The 18,150-nt window shown below is 41.3% G+C and carries 18 protein-coding genes; 1 reads left to right on the plus strand and 17 read right to left on the minus strand.

What is annotated here, in order from left to right; all coding sequences use genetic code 11:
• Positions 1–29: 29 nt before the first annotated feature.
• The 17 genes from der to IMO47_RS07070 all read right to left on the minus strand — a co-directional run bounded on the left by der (position 30) and on the right by IMO47_RS07070 (position 17,091).
• On the minus strand, positions 30–1,439 hold the full coding sequence (der, locus tag IMO47_RS06990; RefSeq protein ID WP_196077136.1) for a ribosome biogenesis GTPase Der: 1,410 nt from the start codon (positions 1,437–1,439) through the stop codon (positions 30–32).
• A 184-nt stretch (positions 1,440–1,623) separates the two neighbouring features.
• Complete coding sequence (gene bamB / locus IMO47_RS06995; RefSeq protein ID WP_196077137.1) at positions 1,624–2,772, minus strand: outer membrane protein assembly factor BamB; 1,149 nt, start codon at positions 2,770–2,772, stop codon at positions 1,624–1,626.
• Positions 2,772–3,473 (minus strand): tetratricopeptide repeat protein, encoded by a 702-nt coding sequence (locus IMO47_RS07000; protein ID WP_196077138.1) that lies wholly within the window; start codon positions 3,471–3,473, stop codon positions 2,772–2,774. Before IMO47_RS07000 ends, bamB begins: the two co-directional genes overlap by 1 nt.
• Positions 3,474–3,503: 30 nt before the next feature.
• Positions 3,504–4,799 carry a histidine--tRNA ligase gene (gene hisS / locus IMO47_RS07005; protein WP_196077139.1) on the minus strand — a complete coding sequence of 432 codons (1,296 nt, stop codon included), beginning with the start codon at positions 4,797–4,799 and terminating at the stop codon, positions 3,504–3,506.
• Complete coding sequence (ispG, locus tag IMO47_RS07010) at positions 4,796–5,911, minus strand: flavodoxin-dependent (E)-4-hydroxy-3-methylbut-2-enyl-diphosphate synthase (RefSeq protein ID WP_196077140.1); 1,116 nt, start codon at positions 5,909–5,911, stop codon at positions 4,796–4,798. Before ispG ends, hisS begins: the two co-directional genes overlap by 4 nt.
• 21 nt (positions 5,912–5,932) lie before the next feature.
• Positions 5,933–6,715 (minus strand): helix-turn-helix domain-containing protein, encoded by a 783-nt coding sequence (locus tag IMO47_RS07015; protein ID WP_196077141.1) that lies wholly within the window; start codon positions 6,713–6,715, stop codon positions 5,933–5,935.
• Positions 6,706–7,509 (minus strand): type IV pilus biogenesis/stability protein PilW, encoded by an 804-nt coding sequence (gene pilW, locus IMO47_RS07020; RefSeq protein ID WP_004825013.1) that lies wholly within the window; start codon positions 7,507–7,509, stop codon positions 6,706–6,708. Before pilW ends, IMO47_RS07015 begins: the two co-directional genes overlap by 10 nt.
• 59 nt (positions 7,510–7,568) lie before the next feature.
• Entirely contained in the window at positions 7,569–8,819 is a 1,251-nt protein-coding gene (gene rlmN / locus IMO47_RS07025; RefSeq protein WP_196077142.1) for a 23S rRNA (adenine(2503)-C(2))-methyltransferase RlmN, read from the minus strand.
• A 177-nt stretch (positions 8,820–8,996) separates the two neighbouring features.
• A complete protein-coding gene (gene ndk, locus IMO47_RS07030) occupies positions 8,997–9,428 on the minus strand; it encodes a nucleoside-diphosphate kinase (protein ID WP_004725878.1) in 432 nt (143 codons plus the stop codon).
• 142 nt (positions 9,429–9,570) lie between these two features.
• On the minus strand, positions 9,571–9,771 hold the full coding sequence (gene iscX / locus IMO47_RS07035; protein ID WP_196077143.1) for a Fe-S cluster assembly protein IscX: 201 nt from the start codon (positions 9,769–9,771) through the stop codon (positions 9,571–9,573).
• A gap of 173 nt (positions 9,772–9,944) precedes the next feature.
• On the minus strand, positions 9,945–10,496 hold the full coding sequence (locus tag IMO47_RS07040) for a phosphatase PAP2 family protein (RefSeq protein WP_196077144.1): 552 nt from the start codon (positions 10,494–10,496) through the stop codon (positions 9,945–9,947).
• Positions 10,497–10,526: 30 nt separating this feature from the next.
• Positions 10,527–11,813 carry a glycosyltransferase family 1 protein gene (locus IMO47_RS07045; RefSeq protein WP_196077145.1) on the minus strand — a complete coding sequence of 429 codons (1,287 nt, stop codon included), beginning with the start codon at positions 11,811–11,813 and terminating at the stop codon, positions 10,527–10,529.
• Positions 11,814–11,898: 85 nt separating this feature from the next.
• Complete coding sequence (locus IMO47_RS07050) at positions 11,899–12,735, minus strand: hypothetical protein (RefSeq protein ID WP_196077146.1); 837 nt, start codon at positions 12,733–12,735, stop codon at positions 11,899–11,901.
• Positions 12,736–12,841: 106 nt separating this feature from the next.
• Entirely contained in the window at positions 12,842–13,624 is a 783-nt protein-coding gene (locus IMO47_RS07055) for a hypothetical protein (protein WP_196077147.1), read from the minus strand.
• An 87-nt stretch (positions 13,625–13,711) separates the two neighbouring features.
• Positions 13,712–14,728, minus strand: a complete 1,017-nt coding sequence (gene ilvC / locus IMO47_RS07060) for a ketol-acid reductoisomerase (protein WP_004825025.1) — start codon at positions 14,726–14,728, stop codon at positions 13,712–13,714.
• A 147-nt stretch (positions 14,729–14,875) separates the two neighbouring features.
• The gene (gene ilvN, locus IMO47_RS07065; protein ID WP_004825027.1) at positions 14,876–15,367 is read right to left on the minus strand and encodes an acetolactate synthase small subunit; all 492 of its coding nucleotides are present in this window, start codon (positions 15,365–15,367) and stop codon (positions 14,876–14,878) included.
• Positions 15,364–17,091 carry an acetolactate synthase 3 large subunit gene (locus IMO47_RS07070; protein WP_196077148.1) on the minus strand — a complete coding sequence of 576 codons (1,728 nt, stop codon included), beginning with the start codon at positions 17,089–17,091 and terminating at the stop codon, positions 15,364–15,366. Before IMO47_RS07070 ends, ilvN begins: the two co-directional genes overlap by 4 nt.
• A gap of 574 nt (positions 17,092–17,665) precedes the next feature.
• Here IMO47_RS07070 and IMO47_RS07075 point away from each other — a divergent pair.
• A complete protein-coding gene (locus tag IMO47_RS07075; RefSeq protein ID WP_196077149.1) occupies positions 17,666–18,061 on the plus strand; it encodes a DUF4124 domain-containing protein in 396 nt (131 codons plus the stop codon).
• The last annotated feature ends 89 nt before the right edge of the window (positions 18,062–18,150 follow it).

Below are 18,150 nucleotides of genomic sequence, written 5' to 3' on the forward strand. Positions count from 1 at the left end.
GTTTTTTAAGCATACAACAACTTTCAGTATTAACGGCTAAATTTTTTCTCAGCCTTTTTAAACTTCTGAATATAACGACGGCGACGTGCGGCTGTACGTTCATCCATCTGAGATTTGCGCCCCTCAAATGGATTTTCTGAAGTTTTAAAGTCAATTCGAACAGGTGTTCCCTCAAGCTTATACACTTTACGGAAAACATTTTCGAGGTAGCGACGATAATCTGCCGGTGTCTTATCCACTTTATTACCATGGATTACAATCGTAGGCGGATTCTGCCCCCCCATATGCGCATAACGCATTTTAATTCGTTTACCACTGATCATCGGTGGCTGATGCGCATCGGTGGCATCATTCAGAATTTGAGTCAATTTTGCCGGTGATACTTTCAAATGAGAAGAATCATAAGCACGGTGGATTGATGGATAAAGCTCTCCTACCCCTGTACCATGCAAAGCAGAAATCAAGTGGATTTTTGCCCAAGGAATAAAATCAAAGCGACGTTCAACATCGAGTTTACATTGTTTGCGGTCATATTCGGTCATGTTATCCCATTTATTAATGGCGATCACCATCGCACGACCCGCCTCAAGCGCATAACCAATTAAATGCAGATCCTGCTCAACAATACCCTCACGCGCGTCAACAACAACCACAACAACATGCGCATCTTTCATGGCTTGCAGCGTTTTCACCACTGAGAATTTCTCAATCATTTCGTCTACTTTACCTTTACGGCGCACACCTGCCGTATCAATCAAGGTATATTGACGACCATCACGCTCAAACGGAATATAGATTGAATCTCGCGTTGTACCAGGTTGGTCAAAAGCCACCACGCGCTCTTCACCCAATAAACGGTTGACCAGGGTTGATTTACCCACATTTGGGCGACCAATAATTGCTAAGCGCAAACCTGTGGCTTTATCATGCTCATCTTCATTTTCATCTTCTGGAATATCAGCAAGAACGTCTTCAAGCATTTGTTGAACGCCGCGCCCATGACTCGCAGCCACTTGCAAAGGCTCGCCCATACCCAACTTATAGAATTCAACTAAAGCAGCTTCAGCATGGACACCATCGACTTTATTGGCAACCAAATATACTTTTTTGCCCAGAGTACGTAGCTCACGTGCAATCTGCTCATCTGAAGCCAAGAGACCTGCACGCGCATCCACAACAAAAATAATAATATCCGCTTCATTTATCGCAGTTTTTGATTGTTCTGCCATATACGAATCGATACCACCTTCATTTTCACCAATACCCCCAGTATCGACAACAATGAAAGATTTATTTTGATAAGTTGCATCACCATATTTGCGGTCTCGCGTTAGTCCAGCAAAGTCAGCAACAAGTGCATCACGGCTCTTGGTAATCTGGTTGAATAACGTTGATTTGCCGACGTTTGGACGACCAATGAGCGCAATTACGGGTTTCATAAAATAACCTTTATTCAAGATCAGCCAGTATGACTGGTCTGAACATCAGAAATGTATAGGAAGAAAAGTAGGAAAAACCTAAAATAAAAACACGGGGTATTGATTTGCAATCACCCCGTGTATGAAATTCTTACGGATGCGTCTATTTTAGCACAAGACTAAAAAAATAGAGAATCCTAATCAGTTAACGACTTTGCCAAATACTTAGTGCACCTTTACGCGTCGATACATAGAGCTGATTATCAATCACTCTTAAGGTACGGACTTCACCACTGGTTTTTGAGCGACCCAGTGTAGTTCCACTGTTGAGATCAATTTGATGTAAATAACCATCCAAATCCCCCACCACAAGAGTTGAACCCAGCAGCACAGGATTACTGAGGTTACGATTCAGCAATTGCTCATTTTTCCAGATTTGCTGACCAGTAATCAAATCATAGGCAATAATCTGACCATCTGTTTGTGACACAATCACTTTACCGTCTGTCACTTCTGGACGATTGATACTGCTTGAATTTTCACTCCACAAGATACGTTGTGTCGCGAGATCAAGAACAGTGACTTGGCCTTGAAAACTTGTCGTTACGACATATTGTCCAGAAACCACAGGTTCACTGTCAACATCAATCAAACGTTGAATATCTGATCGCCCTTCTGAAACAGCAACGCGTCGTTGTAAGCGTGGCACACCTGCAAGACTATCAATTGCGAAGAGGTAGCCTGTAGATGTTCCTATAAGTACTGTACGCGGATCCAAACTTACAGGGGACGCTTGACCACGTAAGCTCAACGATGCATTGGGTAATTTATAAGTCCAGGCCTGTTGCCCCGACTCAACATCTAAGGCATAGACAGTACCGTCATTTGCAACCACAATCACTCGACCAGATTGAATCAATGCTGAACTAATGATTGCGCCCGATAACTGTGTAGACCACTTGGTTGCACCAGTAGCCTGATCTAAAGCAAAGATGCGCCCTTTCTGGTTCCCCACAATTACCACACCGTCAGCAGCCTCAACACCTGAGCTTAAACCTTCTTTGGTCACTTTAGCTTCCCATAGGCGTTGTTTACCTTTATAGGCTGCCACTTCACCTTTTGGATCTAATGCAAACACAACACCATTATCAGTATCTAAACGAAGACGCAGCGCATCTTCACTGCTGGTTGAGGAAACACTGGTCGAAAAAACTTGCACCAAACTTGATGCTTGTGCAACTTTAGGCAATGGATTCGGCTTAATCTTTACTTCTTTCGTCTTATTGCTCGAACAGCCGATTAAAGCGATTGATAAGATTGCTAAAGCAAAAGGTATTTTAAAATTTCTATCCATTAAGACTCATCCACTTGTGTTGCTAAAATTGGGCGCTCAAGATCAGGATCTTCTACTAATACGCCAACACTTTCGAGTTTAATTTGTAAAATTTGTCGTTCTTGCTTACGCTCAACAACTGCATTCCATGCTGCTTGATACGATTTTTTGGCATTTTCAGTATCATTTTTTGCCACATAAATGTCACCTTTCAACTCATCGGCACTTGCTTGAAAAGCAGGATCATTCACGGTTGACAAGGTTTTTAAAGCTTCATCAAACTTTTTTTGTGCCAACTGTGCATCAGCCAATTTGATTTTTACAACTTGTAACAAACCCGCATCTTTAATTTTAGAATTTTCGACTTTTTTCAACTCACGTTCAGCCAAGGCATAATCATTTTTATCATAAGCAAGTTTTGCCATGATAATTTGAGCCTGGATTGCCTGCACTGAATCTGGATTGTCTTTGACGATTTTGTCTGCTGATGACACCAAAGCAGCTGCGACTTTAGCATCACCATTGGCTGCTCTTGCCTCGTCCATCAATCTTTGAATTTTAGCCGTTTGGTTTTGATTTTCAGCCAAAGTTTTCTTTTGCCAATATTCCCAACCGAAAAAGGCAATCAATGCAATGAGCACACCAGTGACCATAGCCGAGCCATATTTTTTAAAGAATGACTTCACACTATCCAGTTGTTCTTCATCAGTCATTGCGCTCATTTGACTCCCCTTTTCCTTATGATTATCGGCTTATTTTGACGAAAGTTTTTCAATGAAAAACGGTACTATTTCAGATACCTGAATTTCATGTTGCTCAGCTGTTGCAAGTTCTTTAACTAAAACCTGCTGTGCTTCAGCCTCACGTTCACCAAAGATCAATGCATAGATCGCACCAGACTGGTCTGCTTTCTTCATTTGACTCTTCATCGAACCCTGTGAACCTGTTTTTAAACGGATTGACGTTTTTGCCGTTTCAATCTGATCGCGGATTTGCTCCGCCAACACCAAAGCCTGCCCTTGTGTAGCCGGGTCAGAAACCAAAAACAGCTCACATTCACGTGTTGGAGTATTGTCTTCAACCTGTTCAAGAAGCAACAATAAACGCTCCATACCCATGGCGAAGCCTACAGCAGGTACAGATTGATCCGGCTTGCCTTTGAGCTGTCCAACCAAACCATCATAACGACCACCTGCACAGACAGTACCTTGAGAACCTAAGTGCGTTGTGGTCCATTCAAATACTGTTTTGTTGTAATAGTCTAAACCACGTACCAGTTTTTGATTGATCACAAAACTAATGCCAGCATTCGTTAAATACTGCTGTAACTGGGCAAAATGGTTCAAACTGTCTTCTTTTAGGAAGTCGTGCAACTTTGGCGCATTTTCAAGAATGTGTTGGGTACGGGCATCTTTTGAATCCAAAATGCGCAAAGGATTGGTTGTCAGACGACGTTGTGAATCTTCGTCCAATTCCGCTTGATGAGCAGTCAAAAATTCAACCAATGCTGCACGATACTCAGCACGCTCATCAGATTCACCCAAAGTATTCAGCTCAAGTTGAACTTTGTCGGCAACCCCCATGCGTTTCCACAGACGTGCAGTCATGAGAATCAGTTCAGCATCTTGATCCGGTGTTGCAACCCCGAAAGTTTCGACACCAAATTGGTGGAATTGACGATAACGTCCTTTTTGAGGCTTCTCATAACGGAACATTGGTCCCACATACCAAACACGTGGATTAGCACCACGCAGAAGATTATGCTCCAACATTGCACGTACACATCCCGCAGTCCCTTCTGGACGCAATGTCAAGGACTCAGGCGGATTGCCTTTATCCAGAAAGGTATACATTTCCTTTTCAACGATGTCAGTTGCATCACCAATTGAACGCTTAAACAAATGGGTATGTTCAACGATCGGCAAACGGATTTGCTGATAACCATAAGCATCCATAAGTGATGCTAAATGTTGCTCAAGACGTCTCCATGCAGCAGTTTGCGTTGGCAGTACGTCGTTAAAACCTTTAATTGCGACAATTGAACTCATGATGAACTACGGATAATCTCTTTAGCTTTAGCTTCTTCAAGCTCTTGAACACGTTGACGAACCATCGTTTCGATTTCATCAACCAACTGATTTGTATCTATTAAATGACTCTTTTCGCCATTACGATACACGAGTGAGCGTGGACTTGCACCAACAATACCAATATCAGCTTCCTTGGCTTCACCCGGACCATTGACTTTACATCCAATGACAGATACATCCATCGGAGTACGAATATCTTCCAAACGTTCTTCAAGGGATTGCATGACCTTAATCACGTTAAATTCCTGACGTGAACAACTAGGACAGGCAATAAAATTGATCCCATTTGAACGAAGACTCAATGATTTTAAAATATCAAAACCGATTTTCACTTCTTCTTCAGGCTCTGCTGCCAATGAAATACGCATGGTGTCACCAATGCCTTCCATCAACAAACCACCTAATGCAATCGCAGATTTCACTGAACCTGTACGATAAACACCGGCTTCTGTCACTCCCAAATGCAGTGGATTATCAATCTGTGCAGATAGTAAACGATAAGCATCCATGGTTAAAAATACATTTGAAGCTTTTACAGATACTTTAAATTCATGAAAATCCAGGCGATCCAAGATATCGATATGACGCATCGCAGATTCAAGTAAAGCTTGTCCTGTCGGTTCACCATATTTCTTTTGAATATCTTTCTCTAAAGAACCGGCATTGACTCCAATACGCATTGAAATATCGTGATGGCGTGCCGCAGCCACAACCTCGCGAATCTTGGCTTCAGAACCAATATTCCCTGGGTTGATGCGCAAACAATCCGCACCCATATCAGCAACTTTCAAAGCAATTTTATAATCGAAATGAATGTCCGCAACCAAAGGAACGGTAACACGCTTACGAATTTCCCCGAAAGCTTCAGCAGCTTCCATGGTCGGCACTGAAACACGCATAATATCCGCACCCACATCCGCACAGCGTTGAATCTGTGCAACAGTTGCATCAATATCACATGTTTCAGTATTGGTCATACTTTGAATACTGATCGGGGCATCACCACCGACATACACCGAACCCACACGTATCTTACGTGTTGGACGGCGCTTGATTGGATTCTCAATCATGATCTTATCTACTCTTGCCCATTAACGTGACAAACGGAATTCTGCTTTTCCGTTCACTGTATATGGAGACAATGAAATCTGTTCATTATTAAGGCTTAATGACACAGCAGTTGCATCATCGAGTCGAATTTGGAATGGTGACTGACCACTCAGTGTCAATGTCGCAGATTGACGACCAGTTGCCAAAACTTTTCCGGTGCTGTCCACAATATGCACAGACGTTGGATGGCTGAAATTCAGCACCATTTGATCGCCTGAAGTGGCAGCTGCATTGTTTAAGTTCAATACTTCTACTTCAGACTCCTGTGGTTTAGCATCATTGTTTTTGCTTGATGTAAGCTTTTGAATTCCTGCAATTAACGCCCAAATTAAAGCAATCGCAACAATCGCAATCAATGCACGCTTCAACCATTTTTTATTACGGTCACTGTTTGAACCAGGGAGTTTACCCATGATCTTGATCGGAGAGTTATTCAATGCATGGTTCGGCAAAAGCCCAGTATCGTTTTGATAGATTTCATCAAAACGCTGAATGATGACAGTCGCATCAACATTCAAAAATTTAGCATATGAACGATAGTAGCCTTTAATAAACGTGGCTTCCGGCAAAGATTTATATTCATCTTGCTCTAATGCCTGTAAGGTTTTTACAGGCATTTTCAGCTCTTTTGCAACATCCTGAATGTCTAGGTTCTTCGAGACTCGAATTTGACGCAAGTACTCACCTGGACGTTGAACATTTCCTAAACCATTAGATGCTACGTTTGAACCTGTAGGTTGCTGTGAATTAGGATTTACTTCCATACGGCCTCAGTACTGTACTGTAATTGCAGATAACGTTGATATTCTTTACTGTCAGGAAATAGTGCCCGTAACTGGTTTACCAGCACTTGCATTCCCATCTGGTCATTATTGGCACGTGCAATACGTAAACCAATCCAGAGTGCTCTTGCGCCCTGTTTGTCCTGACCTACTAAACGAACATATTGTTCATAGAGTTGACTTGCTTGCGCATTTTTTTGTTGCAAATAGAAAATCTCTGACAACTCTACCAAAGAAATGATCGAATCGCGATTAACTTGTAGGGCATTTTTGAATGCTTTTTCGGCATTTGCCGTATCACCGACTTTTAAATATACCCGCCCCAAATTTTCTAAAGCTTTGTAACGCTGATCATATCCAAGAGATGCACCCGCGATACTCAACTGCTCAATGGCATCATTATAACGCTCACTCACAAATAAATATGTTCCATAATTATTACGAGCCTGTGCATTTTTCGAATCGCTTGAAATTGCGCGTTTAAAATAGCCATCCGCTTTTTCCATGCTGATCTTGCTACCTTCCTGTTGGAGTAAAACCCCCATCATCATATTGGCTGCTGAATCTCGAGAATCTGTTTCAAGCGCTTGATCAAGCGCACGTTTGGCAGCATCCAAATCGCCTGATCGAATATACTCAGCAGCTAACTGGGTACGGACTTTTACGGCTTTCTCAGGGTCTTTTTTTATAATTGTGTCTGAGTTTGTCGTTTGACAACCCTGTACCACCAATGCAGATAAACCAATTGCCAATATTACAACTGCTTTTTGATACATCGATTTTCTCAAAGTCAGCCCCTGATTCTTTGTTGATATAAATGTATGTCTACAGATCTTTAACCTTGTGAACGTATGATTTCACCACGTTCAGCCACTTTCTTTTTCCACTGTTCAGCACGACGTGTACGGTCTGCAACCTGCCCCACCAACTGTCCACAAGCAGCATCAATATCGTCCCCACGCGTCTGACGAATCGTACACACAAAACCCGCATCAGACAAAGTTTTTTGGAAAGAAATAATACGATTTCGGCTTGAGCGCCCGTAAGGTGCGTGTGGAAATGGATTAAATGGAATTAAATTAATCTTGCTAGGTAAATTTTTCAACAGCTTAATCATTTGCTGTGCATGCTCAGGTTGGTCATTCACACCATCCAACATGACATATTCAATCGTCACATGTTTACGTGAACTTTCATTACCATCTTTGGCAATATAGCGCTGACATGCTGCAATCAATTGCGCCAAAGGATATTTCTTGTTAATTGGCACCAATTCATTGCGCAGTTCATCATTTGGCGCGTGTAAGGAAATTGCCAGAGCAACATCAATATCTTGAGCCAACTGATCAATTTTAGGCACTACACCTGATGTCGATAATGTGACACGGCGCTTTGACATTCCGTAAGCAAAATCATCCAGCATGATATTCATGGAACTCAATACTGCATCATAATTCAGCAATGGTTCGCCCATACCCATCATCACCACATTGGTGACAGAACGCTCACGCTCTGCAACTGGCACATCTTCCATGTAAGAATAATTGGCCATCCACAGCTGCCCAATAATTTCGTCGGGCAGTAAATCTCGCTGAAACCCCTGCTTTCCTGTTGAACAGAAAGAACAGTCGAGTGCACAACCGACTTGTGAAGAAATACACAAGGTTTTACGTGAACCAGTCTTATCTTCTGCTGGGATCAATACCGTTTCAACCAGTGAACCTGCACCATCGCCGACACGGAAAACCCATTTACGCGTGCCATCTTTTGAATAGTGACGGTGAACAACTTCAGGCGCTTTAATCTCGCAAATTCGTTCCAATTTTTCACGAAGTTTGCCTGAAATATTGGTCATTTCAGCAAAATCAGTGACGAAAAACTGATGAATCCATTTCATTACTTGCCCAGCACGGAATTTTTTCTCCCCCATTTCTTCGAAGAATTTTTCCAATTGCGGACGTGACATGCCAAGTAAATTCACTTTCTGTGCATGTGCAGACTGAACACGGTCAGCCTGTACTGTATGTGACGATGCAGGCTGCTGTTCATCTAAATTTAACGATGAAGCGACAACTTCAGAACTCATGGGGATTACCTAAATCATGCCGTAGAATGAAAAATATTGATCAGCATTTGAACAATAAAAACTACAAAAATAAAAAAACCAGACAAGCAGTATATCACTTATCTGGTTTCGGGTCTGTTATCAATTCATAAATCGAAGATTTATTGGATGAGAAAAATAGACCCTAAATACGTCGAATTAACGAGTACGTGGGCAAACTTCAGTTTGAGCGAAGAAGTAGTTTACTTCACGATCAGCAGATGCAACTGAGTCAGAACCATGAGCAGCGTTTTCGTCAATGCTTACAGCGAAATCTGCACGAATTGTACCAGGAGCTGCTTCTTTAGGGTTTGTTGCACCCAGAATTTCACGGTGAGCAAGTACAGCGTTTTCGCCTTCAAGAACAGATACTACAACTGGACCAGAAGTCATGAATGCAACTAAATCACCAAAGAAACCACGTTCTTTATGTTCAGCATAGAAACCTTCAGCTTCAGCTTTAGAAAGGTGTTTCATTTTAGTCGCAACGATTTTAAGACCAGCTTTTTCGAAACGAGCAAAGATGTCACCGATGTGGTTTTTAGCAACTGCATCTGGTTTTACGATAGATAAAGTACGTTCAATAGCCATGATTGGCTCCTTAAGTCAATTTGACACGAAATTTTTGGCGCATTATACCGAATAATGGATAATTTTCCGCTTTTAATCTGTAAAAAAATTGGATTTTTCGATGTGTAGTGACATTCCATCACTTAATTACATGGATAAGCGATTAATTTGCTTCATCAATCCATGCCATTTGAATGGCTTCCAACAAGCCTTCTGTTGATTTTGCAGGATCATCACTGAACTCTGGCAAAGCGCAAATCCATGCATGCATATCCGTAAAGCGCACCCATTGTGGATCCACATCTGGATGCGCTTCACTGAGTTCAATAGCGATATCAATCGTGTCCGTCCAACGTAAGCCCATGCTCATGTTCCTCTGCTTTATTTAATTCTGCTACTGTATCAAATCTTAGAGGCGGTGGACAATTTGTCTATGTTTGCGACCACTTATAAATGATCATTCAAAATTAAAACCTTGGTGATCAAAGTCATCTGATTCTTTAAAGATGAAATTACACACCACCAGTAAATAAACCATCATAGAATAACTCCTAAATAAGGTGCGGTTAAAACAATCAAGCTTGCAACACTTGCACCAATCAATGCTCCAACAATCACATCACTCGGATAATGCAGACCCAATACCATACGTGACAACGCAATCAAGACGGTAAAAGGTGTCATGATGAACAACATCAGTGGTTGGATATAACCAAAAACAATCGTTGCCATCACAGCATGTAGTGTATGGCCTGATGGAAAACTGAAGTGATCCAATGGGCGTTCCCCCAAGACAATCACCTGATGGACTTGATAGGGTCTTGGACGAACTGTTTTATGTTTCAGAAATTTATAGATCCCTGTCCCCAACAAACCGGCAACCACCACATAGAGCAATTGCAGACCATACATCCAGCCTTTTTGCAACCAGACGATGATCAACATCGCACACCAAAAAGCGCCATCCCCTAAACGGCTGACGGTTTTAAAGAACGTTGCAACACTTTGTGTATGCGATAAATTATTGAGATATAAGCAACCTCTAAGATCGAGATCGAGCATTTTTATTTTGGTATTTTTTAAATTCATTTTCACTCTCCTCTCATTATTTGAGATGAACTAGGTCAGTCGCTTTGCATACTGCGTGACCTGATATAGTGCTTCTTCGAATTGTTGTACTGGATGTTGCCATCCAATGGTTTGAACATCACGCATGGCTTGTTGCCCCATGCGTTTAAGTATGCTGTTCTCTGGAATCTGCAACACATGCTGCTTTAATTGTTGAATATCACCGATTGCGCACAACCAGCCAGTTTGTGTATGTTTGCCATGAAGTTGGGCACAGGCATAATCATAGGCAATAATCGGTAAGCCACTTGCCATCGCTTCGATGACCACATTGCCAAATGTTTCGACTTGGCTGGCAAATACAAAAACATTGGCACTTGCATAAGCTTCAGCAAGTTGTGTGCCACTTAGACTGCCCATGAAAATCACATGTACTGCACCTGGCATTTTTTCTAATCGGGTACGGTCAGGACCATCTCCCACCAACACCAGTTTGACTTGACGTTGTGATTGCTTACGTAAAGCGCAATAAGCATCAATCACCACATTAACTTCTTTTTCTGAAGATAAACGCCCCACATAGATTAAGACTGTGGTGTTTTCATCTGCCCCCCATTGTTGTCTAAGCTGTTCCGAGTAGCGTTGTGATGAGAACCGCTCTGTATCAATACCTCGCCCAACCACTACCAAGGGACAGGTCACACCAAATTCACGCAAAGCCTGCTCTGTGTCACGACTAGGCACACAGGTTAAATGGGTTGCATTATGAAACCATCTCAAATAGCTTTGTATCGGCTTGACCAAGAATGCCAAGTCAAAGAAACGGCTAAACTCTTGGAATTGAGAATGAAAACCACTGGAAACCGGGATACGTCGTGTTTTTGCAGCATGCAGTGCCGTAAATCCCAATGGACCTTCAGTCACGATATGCACGACATCAGGTGAAAATGCTGAAATCGCCTGAGAGACTTTGAGAAATTGTGGCCAACCAAACTTCATGTCCGGATATTTAGGAATTGACTGACCGTTTACCAAGCACTCTTTATTGGGAACAAAGTCATAACATTTGGCTTTCTGTTCAGGACGAATCAGCAAAATTTTATGCCCTTGATTTTGCAATCCTTTACACAGTTGCATCAAAGATAAAGCCACACCATTAATTTCTGGCGGCCATGTTTCTGTCACGATTGCAATTTTAAGCCGAGGTCGAGATAAATCACGAATAAGGTCATCATTATTCGTTGTCGTTTTCTTGTTGTTTGGATTGAAATAATACTTAATATTATCGGGAAAATCTTGTTGTTTAAATTGCAAGGTGTTCGCGAACGTTTTATTCATACGATACCTAATCTGTTCATTTTTAGACAGATTAGGTTATCTTCTTGACAATTTAATGATTATTTTATGACAGTTTCTTGACCAATTACTGATCACCTTTCACACGAACAAGGAGACCATTTTCAACTTGATAAACTTGCCCATTGCCAAAATCAATCTGCTGCTTTTCACCATGTAAGTTGGGGAAGCCCGCTATTTTTTCGAGTTGTGGAGAGCGCTGAAATTGTTGAGTTTTCGGATTATACATCCAGTAAACATAGCGCTTGTCTTCTACAGTACGACCTTGAGACAGGTCCGAAACAATTACATCATAATAGCCATCAAAATTGATATCCATATAGCCGACACTGTTTGGATAGCCTGTAAACCCAGTAAGGCTTTGCACCACAGTATTGTTGTTTTTATTCAATACATCTACACGTTTTAAAGATTTGCCAAATGGGCTATTGGCATCGTCCTGACCATAGAATTTAAAGATAAAAACTGGTTTATTCATGACCTTAAACGCAGGTTCAAACTGTATGGATTGCCCAGCCGTTTTACCTGCTTCTAAAAGTGTAGCTTTAAACAGTCCACTGTTTGCATTAAGCACACCAGTCAATTGATACTTTCCAGCCACGGTACTATCCGTCTCTGTAGCCACAGATTTTAAATCCAACTGATCACCTTTCTGGTTGCCTTTAAAGTCCACCGTTGTACCATTCATTAAATCAGTCAGCACGCCATGCGGATGAGCAATACCTGCATAAAGGTTCATATAATAACGACCTTCGCCTGATTTAAGCATACGTTGCATTGATACACGTACGCCACTTAGCGGTTTTAAATCTGCACTTGCCTCTACAGAACCAGTCTGAGTTTCAGCATAACTAAAACATGAAATAGACAAAGTCATCATGGTAAGAAGAAGTTTAAATTTCATGATTCAAGACCATATTCAACGATAATCAATAATGTGTAATTTATCACAATAAAAATTTTTATAAGTTAATTATTGCTACCGATAAGTAGATTTAAAACTCAGAAATTCAAACACGACCTATCGACTTTTTCACTTCATGACCATTTTTTAACTCTTCAATATACTTTAATTCATTCCTTGCTTTTTGATCGGATGGATCAACGTTTAAGACCTTTTTAAAATATTGAGTTGCTTCTTCCAACCGATTTAATTCAATTAAACTCACGCCTAAACTACGCCTTACACCCTGCTGAATAGACAATCTTTTCTCTTTGACTCCAATCAAATAAAGATACGCTTCAGCCATTTTAAAGCTCTCCACTGAAGCCTGCCATTGTTGACCTACCTGTTGAATAAAACCCAATTCTTTCAAAAACTCACTATTAAAAGGTGAAAGTGCAAGAGCATGTTTTAGCTTTATTTGCGCATTCTGCATATCATTCATTTCAATAAAAGCATATGCCTCAGTAAAATACAGCTCTGCCCAACAACCTGAAAAAACACGAATATTATTTTGTTCATTGGTGCCAAGCATGAGATACAGCAGTGTTTCAGCTGTTCCATTTGCAGCATAAATCCTGTCAAATTGCGAGTTCTGATATTTCTCAAAATACTGAATCGCAGGCTGTAATACATCCATTGCACGTTGAGGTTGCTTTGAGTTGAGTAACTCATTGGCTTCATCAAGCGCATCCATTGCAATGTTTTCATTCAATATTGTCTTTTCTGTATTTTGAGAATCAGGCTGAATTTGCTGTACAGCGCTAGCAGCAATAACATTCTGTGCAAACAACAACATCGAAAAACATCCAACGACACCCATGGTGACTGAACATATTTTTGATTTCATCTTGTATTATTCTTTTTTATTCAATTTATCTGAAATATAGCATAAAAAAACCCACTCAAAAGAGTGGGTTTTGGTAAAAACTAAAAGTTAGTTTTTCTCTTTATCAACGATTTTATTGGCTTGAATCCAAGGCATCATCGCACGTAACTTAGAACCTGTCACTTCAATACCGTGTGCAGCATTTTGACGGCGACGAGCAGTCATCGATGGATAGTTCAATGCACCTTCTTGGATGAACATCTTCGCATATTCACCAGATTGGATACGTTTAAGCGCATTACGCATCGCTTCACGTGATTGCTCATTGATTACCTCAACGCCTGTCACATATTCACCGTATTCAGCATTGTTCGATACTGAGTAGTTCATGTCTGCGATCCCGCCTTCGAACATCAAATCAACGATTAATTTAAGTTCGTGCAAGCATTCGAAATAAGCCATTTCTGGTGCATAACCCGCTTCAACAAGCGTTTCATAACCCATTTTAACCAATTCAACAGCACCACCACAAAGAACTGCTTGCTCACCAAATAAGTCAGTTTCAGTTTCTTCACGGAATGAAGTTTCGATGATACCCGTACGACCACCACCTACGCCAGACGCATAAGAAAGCGCAACATTACGTGCATTACCAGAAGCATCTTGATGAATCGCGATCAAATCAGGAACACCTGAACCACGTTGGAACTCTGAACGAACCGTGTGACCAGGCGCTTTTGGTGCAACCATGATGACATCCAAGTCTTTACGTGGAACAACTTGGTTATAAAGAACAGAGAAACCATGAGCAAATGCCAAAGTTGCACCTTCTTTGATGTTTGGTTCAATCACATCACGATAAAGTTGTGATTGGAATTCGTCAGGTGTCAAAATCATGACTAAATCAGCTTGAGCAACAGCAGCTGGAACTTCAGCAACTTTAAGACCTGCATTCTCAGCTTTTTTCCAAGAAGTTGAACCAGCACGTAAACCGACAGTAACGTCTACACCTGAATCTTTAAGGTTAAGCGCATGTGCGTGACCTTGTGAACCGTAGCCAATGATCGCTACTTTTTTACCTTGGATGATAGATAAGTCGCAGTCTTTATCATAAAAAATTTGCATTGCTGTCTCCGCTATAATGCTGTGTTTCCTCTTCTTATCCTGAAGATTTTTGTTTGGAATCTTCTAGTCTAAGTCCCTCTTCTATTCCGAGAAGAGGTTATACATGAGGGAATAAAAAATCAAATAATTAATTAAGAGTTGAATAAATTACAGTGAAAGCACTTTTTCACCGCGGGCGATACCCGATACACCAGAACGAACCACTTCTAAAATTGTGTTCTCTGCAAGTGCATCAATAAAGCCGTCAATTTTTTCAGTTGTACCTGCAATCTGAATGGTATAAGTCGTTGGTGTTACATCGACAATTTGCGCACGGAAAATATCCGCAGTACGTTTGATCTCGGCACGTGCAGAACCTAATGCCTTGACTTTGATCAGCATCAGTTCGCGCTCAATATGCGCGCCTTCAGACAGATCAACCACCTTAACCACTTCAACCAATTTGTTGAGTTGCTTGGTAATCTGTTCAATCTTGTGATCATCACCATAAGTCGTCAATGTCAAACGCGACATGGTTGGATCTTCGGTTGGCGCAACGTTCAAGGTTTCGATATTGTAGTTACGTTGAGAAAACAGCCCCACCAAACGAGAAAGCGCACCAGCTTCGTTTTCAACGAGTACAGAAATTATATGTCTCATTCAGTACGCTCCCCTTTAGACAACCACATATCTTTCATCGACTGACCTGCAATCAGCATTGGATATACATGCTCAGTACGGTCAACCATGACATTGATGAACACACATTTATCATTGATCGCCATCGCTTCCTGAAGCTTAGACTCAAGCTCATCCGCGTGGTCAATCTGGATCCCTATATGTCCATACGCTTCCATCAGCTTTGGAAAATCAGGTAATGATTCAACATAAGAACTTGAATGACGTCCCTCATAGTTCATATCCTGCCATTGTTTTACCATACCCAAAGCACGGTTATTTAAGCAGAGAATTTTCACATTTAAGCCATATTGCTTGCATGTTGAAAGTTCTTGGATACACATCTGAATAGAGGCTTCGCCCGTAATACACACCACTTGCTGATCCGGGAATGCCAATTTAGCCGCCATTGCATAAGGCAAGCCAACACCCATCGTCCCCAGACCACCTGAATTAATCCATTGACGTGGACGTGTATATTTGTAGTACAAGGCACCAAACATTTGATGCTGACCGACATCAGAGGTAATGATCGCTTGGCTATTGGTAATTTTATCCAAAGCCTCAACCACCTGCTGCGGCTTCATCACGCCATCTCGACCCGCTTCATATTTCAGACCATGAACTTTGCGCCATTCATTGATTTGTGACCACCAGTCCGCGATCGCTTCTGGATTTGGCTTTGAAACATTCATTTGCTTCAACTGAACCAACATTTCCTGAAGTACAGGTTCTACTGCACCTACGATTGGAATATGCGCCATAATCGTTTTCGAGATCGTTGCAGGATCGATGTCAATATGAATGACTTTGGCATTTGGACAGAATTTAGCAGGATTGTTGGTTACACGGTCATCAAAACGTGCACCGATTGCCAAAATAACATCCGCATTTGCCATGGTCATATTGGCTTCATAAGTGCCATGCATACCGAGCATGCCCACGAATTGCGGATCATTTCCAGAGAAAGCACCCAAGCCCATTAAGGTATTGGTCACCGGATAATTCAATAGATGCGCCAATTCCGTGAGTAATTCAGAAGCATTGCCCTGAACAACACCACCACCTGTGTAAATTACTGGGCGCTTCGCATTGATCAATTCATCAATGGCTTTACGAATTTGACCTGAATGCCCTCTATGCGGAGGCTGGTAAGAACGCATTTTTACTTTTTCAGGATATTCGTAGGCAAATTTTTCTGCAGGATTGGTTGCATCCTTTGGAATATCAACAACAACAGGACCCGGTCGCCCAGAAGCAGCGATATAAAATGCTTTTTTAATAATTGCAGGAATTTCACTTGCGTGACGCACTTGGAAACTATGCTTTACGATTGGGCGAGAAATACCAACCATATCTGTTTCTTGGAATGCATCTTCACCAATCAGATGGCTTGCAACCTGACCAGACAAAATCACCATTGGGATTGAGTCCATATAAGCTGTAGCGATTGGTGTGACGGTATTGGTTGCCCCAGGACCAGAAGTGACCAGTACGACACCCGTTTTACCTGTTACGCGTGAGTAGGCATCTGCCATATGACCGGCAGCTTGCTCATGACGCACGAGGTAATGATTAATTTTATCTTGTTTAAATAGCGCATCATAAATATGTAATACTGCGCCGCCTGGATATCCAAAAACATGTTCAACGCCTTCGTCCGCCAATGCACGAACGAGCATTTCACCACCAGATAAAAGTTCCAACGTATTCACCCTAATCTTTTTTCCACAGCACTATGGGAGACATAGACTGTGTTTCATTCATTGATTGTGCGCTCTGTTATAGCACACATATTGACTCGTTTTTGCAGCAATAAAAAAATAAATCGTCACGCAACCGTGTGGGCTGTATGAATCACTGAAATATGTTGGGATAAACATCTTTCGGTATATGTCATTTTCTCGGCTTAGAGAAAATGTTATTGCTCGCTTTGATACTTTTATTCGAAGGGTGATCGAAAAAAACATCTGAAACTTAAGCAAGCATTTTTGTAGGTTTAGCGAACAAAGTCAAGGTTTCTCATAAGCTTTTTATTGATTATTTACCAAGCGATTATTTTTAAAACTATTCCTTTTTTTTAAGTGTATTATAAATAAAATTTCAATCACTTATAACTCAATAAAATTGCAAAAGAATTATTTTCAAACTTATATTTTTGTATAAAATAAATACAATTTAAAAAATATCCAGATCACGCCAAATAATCCGTTGTATATTAGATGCTATAACTATTTCCAGCTTTAGTCTGAATAAAAATTGACGCAAAGGTTCTGCACCATGAAACAACACCAACGCTTTACATACACCGTTTTTGTATCGACCATTTTTACTTTATTGTCTTTGACTGCTGCAACCGGTCATGCAAAACAGTATTACAAGTGGGTCGACAGTAACGGTTCTACCCATTACACCACGACGCCACCACCTAAAAATGCACGCAATAAAAGTAAAGTCGACACCTATGGTTATCGTGGTACGTCCTCACCGACCAGCCAACCTACTGCACCACCCGCAACAGCGCCAAACAATCAACCGAATACACAGCAAAATGCTCCTCAACACAGCCAGCCTGCCAATGCTGCTCCTGTGATTAACCCACCAAATACCCAGCCACCCGCTATGATTCCACAGAATGGGCAAGGCAGTGTGAATAACGATTCAGTACCGCGATAATTCAATTCAAAGTAAAATTGCAAGTTTTTCATATTTAAAGGCGCGCAAAATTCACTTTTAGGTGTATTTTGCGCTATGCTGTGCAACAC

The organism is Acinetobacter sp. Res13-Abat-PEC15-P4-01, from assembly GCF_015676285.1.
Lineage (GTDB): Bacteria > Pseudomonadota > Gammaproteobacteria > Pseudomonadales > Moraxellaceae > Acinetobacter > Acinetobacter nematophilus.